At 71.0% G+C, this 10828-nt stretch carries 14 protein-coding genes and 1 tRNA gene; 3 read left to right on the top strand and 12 right to left on the bottom strand.

Annotated features, from left to right (window positions below):
• Positions 1-116: 116 nt before the first annotated feature.
• On the top strand, positions 117-434 hold the full coding sequence (locus tag ACFXDJ_RS01025) for a TetR/AcrR family transcriptional regulator C-terminal domain-containing protein (RefSeq protein WP_384847440.1): 318 nt from the start codon (positions 117-119) through the stop codon (positions 432-434).
• A gap of 9 nt (positions 435-443) precedes the next feature.
• Here ACFXDJ_RS01025 and ACFXDJ_RS01030 read toward each other — a convergent pair whose 3' ends face one another.
• Both ACFXDJ_RS01030 and ACFXDJ_RS01035 read right to left on the bottom strand, forming a co-directional pair.
• Complete coding sequence (locus ACFXDJ_RS01030) at positions 444-2093, bottom strand: MDR family MFS transporter (protein WP_384660481.1); 1650 nt, start codon at positions 2091-2093, stop codon at positions 444-446.
• A 14-nt stretch (positions 2094-2107) separates the two neighbouring features.
• Positions 2108-2563 carry a MarR family winged helix-turn-helix transcriptional regulator gene (locus tag ACFXDJ_RS01035; protein ID WP_384660478.1) on the bottom strand — a complete coding sequence of 152 codons (456 nt, stop codon included), beginning with the start codon at positions 2561-2563 and terminating at the stop codon, positions 2108-2110.
• Positions 2564-2683: 120 nt separating this feature from the next.
• Here ACFXDJ_RS01035 and ACFXDJ_RS01040 point away from each other — a divergent pair, with 120 nt between their 5' ends.
• Positions 2684-2926, top strand: coding sequence for a hypothetical protein (locus ACFXDJ_RS01040; protein WP_384660474.1), 243 nt, complete (start codon positions 2684-2686; stop codon positions 2924-2926).
• A 60-nt stretch (positions 2927-2986) separates the two neighbouring features.
• Here ACFXDJ_RS01040 and ACFXDJ_RS01045 read toward each other — a convergent pair whose 3' ends face one another.
• The 10 genes from ACFXDJ_RS01045 to ACFXDJ_RS01090 all read right to left on the bottom strand — a co-directional run bounded on the left by ACFXDJ_RS01045 (position 2987) and on the right by ACFXDJ_RS01090 (position 9825).
• Entirely contained in the window at positions 2987-3739 is a 753-nt protein-coding gene (locus ACFXDJ_RS01045) for a hypothetical protein (RefSeq protein ID WP_384847443.1), read from the bottom strand.
• An 83-nt stretch (positions 3740-3822) separates the two neighbouring features.
• The gene (locus tag ACFXDJ_RS01050; RefSeq protein WP_384660468.1) at positions 3823-4677 is read right to left on the bottom strand and encodes an RNA polymerase sigma factor SigF; all 855 of its coding nucleotides are present in this window, start codon (positions 4675-4677) and stop codon (positions 3823-3825) included.
• A 245-nt stretch (positions 4678-4922) separates the two neighbouring features.
• The gene (locus tag ACFXDJ_RS01055) at positions 4923-5906 is read right to left on the bottom strand and encodes an RNA polymerase sigma factor SigF (protein WP_384847446.1); all 984 of its coding nucleotides are present in this window, start codon (positions 5904-5906) and stop codon (positions 4923-4925) included.
• A 217-nt stretch (positions 5907-6123) separates the two neighbouring features.
• Positions 6124-6285 carry a hypothetical protein gene (locus ACFXDJ_RS01060; RefSeq protein WP_384660462.1) on the bottom strand — a complete coding sequence of 54 codons (162 nt, stop codon included), beginning with the start codon at positions 6283-6285 and terminating at the stop codon, positions 6124-6126.
• A gap of 390 nt (positions 6286-6675) precedes the next feature.
• A complete protein-coding gene (locus tag ACFXDJ_RS01065; RefSeq protein WP_384660459.1) occupies positions 6676-6999 on the bottom strand; it encodes a hypothetical protein in 324 nt (107 codons plus the stop codon).
• Positions 7000-7138: 139 nt separating this feature from the next.
• Positions 7139-7225, bottom strand: a tRNA-Ser gene (locus ACFXDJ_RS01070).
• Positions 7226-7280: 55 nt separating this feature from the next.
• Positions 7281-7709, bottom strand: a complete 429-nt coding sequence (tadA, locus tag ACFXDJ_RS01075; RefSeq protein ID WP_384660489.1) for a tRNA adenosine(34) deaminase TadA — start codon at positions 7707-7709, stop codon at positions 7281-7283.
• Between the two features lie 65 nt (positions 7710-7774).
• The gene (locus ACFXDJ_RS01080; RefSeq protein ID WP_384660458.1) at positions 7775-8344 is read right to left on the bottom strand and encodes a hypothetical protein; all 570 of its coding nucleotides are present in this window, start codon (positions 8342-8344) and stop codon (positions 7775-7777) included.
• 229 nt (positions 8345-8573) lie between these two features.
• Positions 8574-8747, bottom strand: coding sequence for a hypothetical protein (locus ACFXDJ_RS01085; protein WP_384660455.1), 174 nt, complete (start codon positions 8745-8747; stop codon positions 8574-8576).
• A 136-nt stretch (positions 8748-8883) separates the two neighbouring features.
• Positions 8884-9825, bottom strand: coding sequence for a universal stress protein (locus ACFXDJ_RS01090; RefSeq protein ID WP_384660452.1), 942 nt, complete (start codon positions 9823-9825; stop codon positions 8884-8886).
• A gap of 215 nt (positions 9826-10040) precedes the next feature.
• Between ACFXDJ_RS01090 and upp the strand changes: the two genes are divergently transcribed.
• Positions 10041-10676, top strand: a complete 636-nt coding sequence (upp, locus tag ACFXDJ_RS01095; protein WP_384660450.1) for a uracil phosphoribosyltransferase — start codon at positions 10041-10043, stop codon at positions 10674-10676.
• The last annotated feature ends 152 nt before the right edge of the window (positions 10677-10828 follow it).

The raw sequence follows: 10828 nt of genomic DNA on the forward strand, positions 1-10828 counted from the left end.
CACTCACACACCCCACAACCGCCCAGCCCCACCACGCCTCGGTCTCGCGGCCGCGGGCGGGGCGCCCGGGGGGGGGGGGGCGCGCCCGCGGCCCCCCCCCCCCCCGGCTCCGGTCGTTGGCCCGGGGCTACCGGGGGCTGCTCGCGGAACACCCGTGGGTGGCTCCGCTCACCGCCGCGTATCCGAACATCGGCCCGCACGCACGGGCCTTCGACGCCGCCCTGCTGCGGCTGCTGGACGGCACCGGCCTGACGGACTCCGTCCGGACCGGCGCCCATCTGGCCGTCTCGCAGTTCCTGCACGGCTGCGGAGCCACGGTCCGGCGGCCGCCCGACGGGGAGTTCCGCCTCGCGCTCGACGTACTGATCGCCGGGATCGAGGCGCACACCGGGTCCGCCGGGAGCGCGGGTCAGGCCGCGCCCGCAGCCCCGTAGGACGGTCCGCTATTCAGCCGGAGCGGCGGCCGGGGTCGCGGCCGGGGCCGGCTCCGGGGCGGACGAGGTGGCCGCCGGGGTGTGGCCCACCGGCTTCGACTTCAGGGCGACCTCCTTGATGAACACCACGAGCACCAGCGCGAGGAGCGCGGTGGGGGCGGCGTAGAGGAAGACGTCGCCGACTCCGTGCCCGTACGCGGACTCGATGACCGCGCGGAACGGCGGGGGCAGCTTGTCGAGGTCGGGGATCCCGCCTCCGCCGGTGCCGCCGTGGCCCATGGCCGCGGCCTTCGGGCCGAGGGCGGTCAGGCCGTCCTTGACGTAGTGGGTGACCCGGTTGGCCATGACCGCGCCGAGCGCGGAGACGCCCATCGCGCCGCCGAGGGAGCGGAAGAAGGTGACGACGGAGCTGGCGGCGCCCAGGTCCTCGGGGGCCACCTGGTTCTGGGCGGCGAGGACCAGGTTCTGCATCATCATGCCGAGACCGAGGCCGGTCAGGACCATGAAGATCGCGATGTGCCAGTACGCGGTGTCGGACCGCAGGGTGCCCAGCAGGCCGAGGCCGGCCGTCAGCAGCACGCCGCCGGAGACGAGCCAGGCCTTCCACTTACCGGTCTTGGTGATCACCTGACCGGAAACCGTGGAGGAGACGAAGAGCCCGCCGATCATCGGAATCGTGAGGATTCCGGACATCGTGGGGGACTCGCCCCGGGCCAACTGGAAGAACTGGCTGAAAAAGACCGTGCCCGAGAACATCGCGATGCCGACGAAGAGCGAGGCGCCCGAGGCGAGGCTGATGGTCTTGTTGCGGAAGAGGCGCAGCGGAATGATCGGGTCGCTCGCCTTGGACTCGACGAGGAGGAAGAGCAGGCCGAGCGCGAGGGCGCCGCCGGTCATCGCCCAGGTCTGCCAGGAGATCCAGTCGTACGAGGTGCCGGCCTGCGTCACCCAGATCAGCAGGGAGGAGACGGCGCCGCTGATCAGGAAGGCGCCCAGCCAGTCGACCTTGACGTCCCGGCGGACGACGGGCAGGTGCAGGGTGCGCTGGAGGACGATCAGCGCGATGATCGCGAAGGGGACGCCGACGTAGAAGCACCAGCGCCAGCCGAGCCAGCTGGTGTCGGTGATGACCCCGCCGAGCAGCGGGCCGCCGACGGTGGCGACGGCGAAGACCGCGCCGAGGTAGCCGCTGTACCGGCCGCGCTCGCGCGGGGAGATCATCGCGGCCATCACGATCTGGGCGAGGGCGGAGAGACCGCCGACGCCGATGCCCTGGACCACGCGACAGGCGATGAGCATGCCGGTGTTCTGGGACATGCCCGCGACCATCGAGCCGAGGACGTAGATCACCAGGGAAATCTGGACCAGCAGCTTCTTGCTGAAGAGGTCGGAGAGCTTGCCCCACAGCGGGGTCGCCGCCGTCATCGAGAGCAGGGCCGCGGTGACCACCCAGGTGTACGAGGACTGGGTGCCGCCGAGGTCGCTGATGATGTGGGGCAGCGCGTTGGAGACGATCGTGGAGGACAGGATCGCCACGAACATGCCGAGCATCAGCCCGGAGAGTGCCTTCATGATCTGCGCGTGGGTCATCGGCGCGCTGTCGGACGTGCTCTCCGACCGGCCGCCTCCCCGCACACCGGTGGGTGTGGTCGTGGCCATGTTTTTCCTTCTGTCTAGCTGTCTAGAAGCGCGAAGCTCGACCGGAGCCGGGCCAGCAGGGCGTTGAGGTGGTCGATGTCCGCTTCGGGCCAGTCGGCCAAGGCCTGTTCCAGCGCGTCGGTGTGGCGGGCGCCGAGCTCGGTGAGGAGCGTGCGGCCGGCCGGGGTGAGGCGCAGGATCCGGCAGCGGGCGTCGCCGGGGTCGGTGTCGCGGGTGATCCAGTGGTGCGACACCGCGTGGGCGACGTGGCGGCTGGTCACGGAGATGTCGAGGGCCATGAGCTCGGTGAGGCGGCTGAGCCGCATCTCGCCGTGGCGTTCCAGCACGGTGAGGACGGCCGCGGAGCCGGGCGGGCAGTCGGGAGGCAGGAGCCGGGCGAGGTCGCGGGTGACGGCGCCGGTGCTGGTGAGCCGGCGGGCCAGTTCCGCGTAGCGGGTGACGGGTGTGGCGGTTGTGGTCGGTGTGCTCACCGGGCGGCCCCCCTTGAATGTCGTTGCTTCGGGCAACCATAGAAGCAGATGGTTGTTACAGGCAAATGAATCGGGGGGTGGGGCGGTAAAGGAATGGGAAAACCCGCTAGGGTCCTGCGCATGGCTGCGAATCACAACTCGAACCACAACTCACAGGCTCCCGAGGGTGACTACGACCCCGCGGGCAGCACCCAGATGTTCCGGGCGTTCGTCGACGAGCCGGTGCCGGCCCCCACCGTGCCGGGGTCGCGGATGCAGAACCGCGCGGCGCGCAAGACGGGACCGGGCGCGGGGGTGTGGGTGGCCCTCGGTGTCGGTGCGGTGCTCCTGATCGGCGTGGTGGCCTGGCTCGCACTGGGCTGAGCCGGGCCGGGCCGGGCCGGCTGAGCCGGGCCGGGCTGAGCCGGGCCGCGGCCCGGCGCGCTAGCTCCAGGTGGCCGTGACCCTCTGGGTCTCTATGTGCATGCCCAGGGGCACGCGCCAGGACTCGACGCAGACCGTGTAGGTCTGCGTCTTCGTCGTGTTCGCCGCGATCGGGGCCGGCAGGGGCTGCGTCGAGGTGATCGTGGCCCAGTCGACGCCCAGGGCGCCGATGATGTGCGTCGCGAAGCTGACCGTGCCCGAACGGGCGGCGGTGCCCCCGGTGTTGGTGAACGCCACGGTGACCTGTTCGCACCAGCGGTCCGCCGCGGCGCTACGGGTCGGCGCGCCGATGCTCAGCTTCGCCGCCGTGGCCGGAGCGGGAGGCGGCGCCGGGCTGGTGCTGCCGCCGGTGCCCGGCTTCGTCGGCGTGCCGGAGCCCGGGCCGGGGGTGGAGCCGGTGCCGGTGCCGGAGCCGGTGGAGGAGCCGGGTGTGCCGCTCCCGGTGGTGGGAGGCGTCGCACCGGGCGTGCTGCCGGGTCGGTTGTCGGAGCCGCCGGGGGGCTGGGACCCCGGAGTACCGGTCGACGTACTGCTGGAAGACGCGCTGGATCCCGCCGTCGCCGGTGGCAGGGGCTGGAACTCCACCCGGCCCTGCGGCGCGACGTTCTCGCCCGCGCCCCGTTCGGGGCCCGCGGCGGCCGCGCCCACGGCCACGTAGCCTTCGCGCGCCGGGCCGCCGCAGCCGGTGAGGGCGGCGGCGGCAGCCGTGCAGCACAGGGCGAGGAGGGCGGCTGACCGCGATGCCTTTCGCATCCGGGCAGTTTTGCTGACGCCTCGTCAATTGTGAAGCGGGTGCGAGCGATTCCCGGTCGGATGGAGACCGTCAGGGGAGGGGGCTATTCGCCGATCAGGCCGACGCGGAGCTGTGCGAGCGTGCGCGTGAGCAGCCGGGAGACGTGCATCTGGGAGATGCCGACCTCCTCGCCGATCTGCGACTGCGTCATGTTCGCGAAGAACCGCAGCATGATGATCTGGCGTTCCCGGGGCGGGAGTTTGGCCAGCAGCGGCTTGAGCGACTCGCGGTACTCGACGCCCTCCAGCGCGGTGTCCTCGTACCCGAGCCGGTCCGCGAGCGAACCCTCGCCGCCCTCGTCCTCGGGGGAGGGCGAGTCGAGCGAGGAGGCGGTGTAGGCGTTGCCGACGGCGAGGCCGTCGACCACGTCCTCCTCCGAGACTCCGAGCACGGCGGCGAGCTCCGGCACGGTCGGCGAGCGGTCGAGCTTCTGGGCGAGCTCGTCGCTGGCCTTGGTGAGGGCCAGGCGCAGTTCCTGGAGCCGGCGCGGGACGCGGACGGACCAGGAGGTGTCGCGGAAGAACCGTTTGATCTCACCGACGACCGTCGGCATCGCGAACGTCGGGAACTCCACGCCGCGTTCGCAGTCGAAGCGGTCGATCGCCTTGATCAGGCCGATGGTGCCGACCTGGACGATGTCCTCCATCGGCTCGTTGCGGCTGCGGAAGCGGGCCGCGGCGTACCGCACGAGGGGGAGGTTCAGCTCGATCAGGGTGTCGCGTACGTACGTCCGTTCGGGACTGTCCGCGTCGAGGCCGGCAAGCCTGTGGAAGAGGGAGCGGGAGAGGGTGCGGGTGTCAATGCGGGTGTCGATGGCTTCCGAGCGGTTGGACACTGCCGGCATTTCACGCTGCTTGACGAGCGTGAGCACCTTGGAGCTGCCCTGGTCTACGGACATGCCACCCCCTTGAGGTCGCGGACGGTCGCGCTTCTCTGCGCGCCCGTCGGAGGAACGCAGCCTCCACCTGAATACCGGAGGCGGGGCTGCGGCAAACGCGGTTCCAGCAGAATGTCACATGTCGGCAACACGCTGTAGCGCCATGTCGACATGTATCTCCAGCGACAGAACGGCTTAGGCATGTTCTAGGACGGAAAGATCCTGGTCTGCCTGGAAAGGCGTAGAACGATCGCCACCCGATCCGGTTAAGCCTCGATCCTGTTTGCGGATCTCAGCCGGGCGAAGCTGCGGGCGAGCAGCCGGGAGACGTGCATCTGGGAGACGCCGAGCTCGGCGCTGATCTGCGATTGCGTCAGATTGTTGTAGTACCGCAGGAGGAGGATCCGCTGCTCGCGCTCGGGCAGTTGTACGAGGAGGTGGCGGACGAGGTCGCGGTGTTCGACCCCGGCCAGCTCGGGGTCCTCGTAGCCGAGGCGGTCGAGCAGCCCCGGGAGCCCGTCGCCCTCCTGGGCGGCCTCCAGGGAGGTCGCGTGGTAGCTGCGGCCGGCCTCGATGCAGGACAGGACCTCGTCCTCGCCGATGCGCAGCCGCTCGGCGATCTCCGGGGTGGTCGGGGTGCGGCCGTGGAGGGTGGTCAGGTCCTCGGTGGCGGCGTTGACCTGGACCCACAGCTCGTGGAGGCGGCGCGGGACGTGGACGGTGCGGACGTTGTCGCGGAAGTACCGCTTGATCTCGCCCACGACGGTCGGCATCGCGAAGGTCGGGAACTGCACCCCGCGGTCGGGGTCGAAGCGGTCGATCGCGTTGATCAGCCCGATCGTGCCGACCTGGACCACGTCCTCCATCGGCTCGTTGCGGCTGCGGAAGCGGGCCGCCGCGTAGCGGACGAGCGGGAGGTTGGCCTCGATGAGGGCCCCGCGCACCCGGGTGTGCTCCCCGGTGCCCGGCTCCAGCTCCTTCAGCTGCCCGAACAGCACCTGGGTGAGGGCCCGGGTGTCGGCGCCCCGGCTCTGCGGCCTCGGGGCCGCCGGGGGCTCTTCCGGGGGCTCCTGCTGGGGCGGTACGTGGGTTTCCTGCTGCGGGGCGGTGGAGTCCTGCGGGGGGTCCTGGGGCGGGTCCTGGAGGGGGGCCTGGTGCGGGGCCCGCTGTGGGTCCCGGTGCGGGCTCTGCTGTGAGTCCAGCTGGGAGTCCTGCTGGGGCGGCACCTGAGGCGCAGTACTGGCCGGCACGGTCACGCCACCCCTTCACGTCACGTCATCAACTCATCCGTCAAAAGCGGTCATAGCATCACAAGACATGTGCACTGTGTGCAAGCACCGTATATTGCCGTGTTGAGGGCAAGTTGGGCATATCGGGGCAACGTGGCCCGTCCGCGGGAACGCAAAAGCCCCCCACCCGTCGGAGTGGGGGGCCGGGAAAGTCCGGAAACCGCTTCAGCGTACGGGTTCAGCGCACCAGTTCGGTCATGAACGCGCCGATCGCCGTCGCGCCATCCGAGATCCCTTGGAAGCCTATTTTGACTATGTCGGCGGCTTTTGTGGGCTGGGTGATGATGACGAAGAGGACGAAGACGACGAGGGCGCCCGAGATCAGCTTCTTGGTTTCCACGTGAGCTGTCGGCCTCCCCAACCGTTCTGCAAGGTCGGGAGAGTCTAGCCGGTCGTGTTCGAACACTCACCTGTCCTTTAAGGACCAATGGCCCGGCGGTCCAGGCCCTTTGCCGGTGTGCCGGCGGTACGCGGAAGCGCAGACTTGAACACGAGCCCACCGGTTCTGGCAGGAAATCGGTGGGTGAGGGACAGGACCTCACTGCGGGGTCCGAGCCGCAAGCTTCCCCCCTGACTGCGGCTTGGACTGGCAGGTTCCGTCCTCATCGGGGGAAGTGGCTTGTCCCCCCGATGCCACTTCCCCCGTCCCAACCGTCGAAGGTCCCGACTCCGGTCGGGGCCTTCTTCGCGTTCTCCGCCTCCACCGGATCCGCGTCCGGATCCGGCTCCGCTACTCCAGGCCGCCCGCCAGGTCGGCGATCGGCTGTACGGGGGCGATCACGGGCGCGAGCTGGTTCGGCAGCTCCATCAGCTGGTTGAGCTGGTTCAGTCCTCCGGAGACCTGGCCGCCGATGTCCTGCACCGAAGACGGGGTGGCCCCCGCCGGCATCCCCGGGGCGGCCGTCGGCAGGTCCGGGAGGGTGAGCGGGGAGATGGGGGCGGCGGAGGCGGCGGGTGCCGCGAGGCCAGCGGCGGCCCCCGCGAGGGCGATGGCGGCGAGCATGCGCCGGGTCTTGGTCATGCCGTGACAACGGCCGAGGGGGCGGGCGGTCACGCGGAGGTCCCCCGCGAGGCACACGTCCGGACCCGTCCGGACCAGTCCGCACCGGTCCGCATCCACTCCGGATCCAGTCCGGACCGGTGGAGAAACGACGAGAGCCCCGACCCTTGCGGGGCGGGGCTCTCGATCAGAGCGGTAGCGGTGGGATTTGAACCCACGGATAGCTTGCACCATCACACGCTTTCGAGGCGTGCTCCTTCGGCCGCTCGGACACGCTACCGAGAGAGAGCTTAGCCCAAGGAGACCCGTGCTCTGAAATCGATGCCCCGGCGAGGTCAGAGATCGCGGAAGAAGTCCGTCAGCTGCCGCGCGCACTCCCCCGCGAGCACGCCCCGGATCACCTCGGGACGGTGGTTGAGCCGGCGGTCCCGTACGAGGTCCCAGAGCGATCCGGCGGCGCCCGCCTTCTCGTCGGACGCCCCGTAGACGACCCGGGCCACCCGCGACTGCACGAGCGCCCCCGCGCACATCACGCACGGCTCCAGGGTCACCACGAGGGTGCACCCCGGAAGCCGCCATTCCCCGAGCGCGGCGGCCGCCCGGCGCAGCGCCAGTACCTCGGCGTGCGCCGTCGGGTCGCCGGTGGCCTCGCGCTCGTTGTACCCGGTGGCGAGGAGCGCCCCGTCCGGGCCCAGCACGACGGCGCCGACCGGCACGTCGCCGGCCGGCACCGCCCGCGCGGCCTCCTGGAGCGCCAGGCGCATGGAGTCCCGCCACGGGTCCCGTACGGGATCGGGTGCGTGCGTGGTGTGGTGGTGCGCGGAAATCACTAGCGGACGGCCTCCAGTACCTCGGTGGCGCCGAGCGACTCGGCGATCTCCGAGAGCGCGTCGCCGTCGAGGGTCATCAGTTGTTTGTGGCTCACCCCGAGGTCGTCGAGCAGCCGGGGGTCGCCGAGCGGGCCGGAAGGCACGGGTTCGGCGCCGGCCCGGACCTCGTCGTCCGCGTCGTCTTCCTCACCGTCCTCCTCGGTGTCGTCGTCCGAGTACGAGGCGATGACCTCGTCCTCGCCGTCCTCGGTGCCGTCGAGGTCGAGCTCGTCGAGTTCGTCGTCCTCCTCGTCCTTGCCGAGCAGCTCGTCGGTCAGCATCGAGCCGTAGGAGCTGCGGGAGGCGGCGGAGGCGTTGGACACGTAGAAGCGCGGGTCTTCCTCGCCGTCCACGCGGACGACCCCGAACCAGGTGTCCTCCTGTTCGATGAGGGCAACGACCGTGTCGTCGTCGACAGCGGCGGAACGGGCGAGATCGATCAGATCACTCAGAGACTCGACGTCGTCGAGTTCCAGGTCGCTCGCTTCCCACCCGTCTTCGGTGCGCGCGAGCAGTGCGGCGAAATACACCGTGACTCTCCCACTGGTCATAGGCGTGCCGGTTGGAGGTCCCCCCGGCCGGAGGTGGGTGAGGGGTCGAACGGCCGTGTTGCTCGCCGTTTCGTGCCCCGCCCAATCGGCATCGTGGCAGAAACAGAGGCTTTGCGAGAGGTGTTCCGCACCGTGGCGCTGGCCGCGCGTGTTGTACGGAGCCTCCGCGGGCCCGGTGCGAGCCCGGTGCGGGCCCGCGAACGGGCGCTCACCACCGGAAGGTGCGCATGCGCATCTGCTGGCGCATCCGGGCCGCTCGGGCCCGTCTGGGCTGGACGCGGTCGCGCAGTTCCCGGGCCTCGTGCAGGTCGCGGAGGAACTGCGCGCGCCGTGCTCTGCGCTGCGCCGTGGATTCCGGTGTCTCGTGGTCGTCATCGGGCATGGGTCACCGCCCCTGGATGGTCCGGTCCGGTCCGCCCCCCGCACCCCCACCTTCCCCCGGATCGGCCGTTTGATGCCACCTTCCGTCCCAGATCGGTGCGATTTGAGTCCTGGTTCAGTCCTGGTCCGGTCCTAGTTCAGTCGGATTCCGTCAGCGTCGGTACCACCGCCACCGGTCCGTGGGCGTGGTGGAGCACGGCGTGCGCCACGGAGCCGATCATCAGGGAGCGGATGTGCCGGCGCGGGTGGTGGCGGCCGACGACGACCAGCGCCGCCGAGTTCGAGGTGGCGACCAGCCGGCCCGCGGCGTCCCCGGGTACCGCCGCCTGCTCGACCGGGACGCCGGGGTACTTCGCGCGGAACGGCGCCAGCCGCTCCGTCTGGGAGCGCAGCATCTCCCGTTCGGCCGGGACCGCGTTCTCGTCCTCCCCCACCAGGCCCTCCGGCGGGATCACCGCGAACGGGCTGTCGATCACCATCGTCGGCGACGGCGGGACGCTGTACGCCGACACCACCTGGACGGTCGTCCCCCGTGCGGCGGCTTCCGCGAACGCGAAGTCCAGTACGTTGTCGGGCGTCTCCGCGGCGTGCAGGCCGAGCACCACCCGCCCGGCCGAGGGCTGGGCGGCGGCCTCCACGCCCCGCTCCTCGTGCGCGACCACGACCACCGGGCACGGGGCGCTGGTGGCCACGGCGCGGCTGTTCGAGCCGAGCAGCAGGGCGGCGAAGCCCCCGCGGCCGCGGGAGCCCATCACCAGCATCCGGGCGCCCTCCCCGATGACCCGCAGGGCCTCCGGTACGGAGCCCTCCAGGGACTCGTAGTGGACTTCGGAGGGCAGCGGGCCCTTCTCGGCCAGGAAGGCCCGTATCCGGTCGCTGACGGGGTCGGGGACCTCGTGCGGCTCGTGGCCGTCGTGCAGCGACGAACGGCGCGCCGCGTAGAGCTGGGCGCTGTCGGGCAGCACGTGGGCGACGAGGAGCCCCGTGTGGTGGCGTAGCGCTGCGGCCCTTGCCCACTCCAGGGCCTTGAGGCTGTGTTCGGATCCGTCTACGGCCGCGATCACCAGGGGATTGCTCATCAACCAAGCGTGCTGGCGGTCCGCGCGGGTCGCATCTCCAGGGGTTTCGGGGCGCGGCCGCCGCTTCGGGCGCGAAGGGGCGGGCACAGCGCGTAGCCTTTTGGGTGTGGGTCGCGCGTTTGCGACCCTTTTTGCAGGTGGTGCGGTCGCGGGCAGAGCGGTCGCACGTGCGCGGTCGCCGGTGGACAGCCGGCAGCTGAGTCTTGGAGGACGTTGTGCGTTTGCAGGTCGTTGATCACCCGTTGGTGGCGCACAAACTCACCACCCTGCGCGACAAGCGCACCGACTCCGCCACCTTCCGGCGCCTCGCGGACGAGCTGGTCACCCTGCTCGCGTACGAGGCCACCCGGGACGTCCGCACGGAGCAGGCGGACATCGTCACCCCGGTCGGCCCGACCACCGGTGTGAAGCTCTCCTACCCGCGTCCGCTGGTCGTCCCGATCCTGCGCGCCGGTCTGGGCATGCTCGACGGCATGGTGCGGCTGCTGCCGACCGCCGAGGTGGGCTTCCTGGGCATGGTCCGCAACGAGGAGACCCTGGAGGCCTCCACGTACGCGACGCGCATGCCGGAGGACCTCTCGGGCCGCCAGGTCTACGTGGTGGACCCGATGCTCGCCACCGGCGGCACGCTCGTCGCGGCGATCCAGGAGCTGATCAAGCGCGGCGCGGACGACGTGACCGCGGTGGTGCTGCTGGCCGCGCCCGAGGGCGTCGAGGTCATGGAGCGCGAGCTGGCGGGCACCCCGGTGACGGTGGTGACGGCCGCGGTGGACGAGCGGCTCAACGAGCACGGCTACATCGTGCCGGGGCTGGGCGACGCGGGCGACCGCATGTACGGCTCGGCCGAATAGTCCCGACGGGCTGACGACGAAGACGACGAAGACGACCGAAGGGCGGGGGCCCCGCGGCCGGCCCGCGGGCGGGGGGTGGGGGGGGGCGGGGGGTGGGGGGGGGGGGTTTTAAAAAAAGACAGCGCCCCCCAGCCGATATGAGAGGGGGTGTG

The organism is Streptomyces sp. NPDC059443, from assembly GCF_042750105.1.
GTDB lineage: Bacteria > Actinomycetota > Actinomycetes > Streptomycetales > Streptomycetaceae > Streptomyces.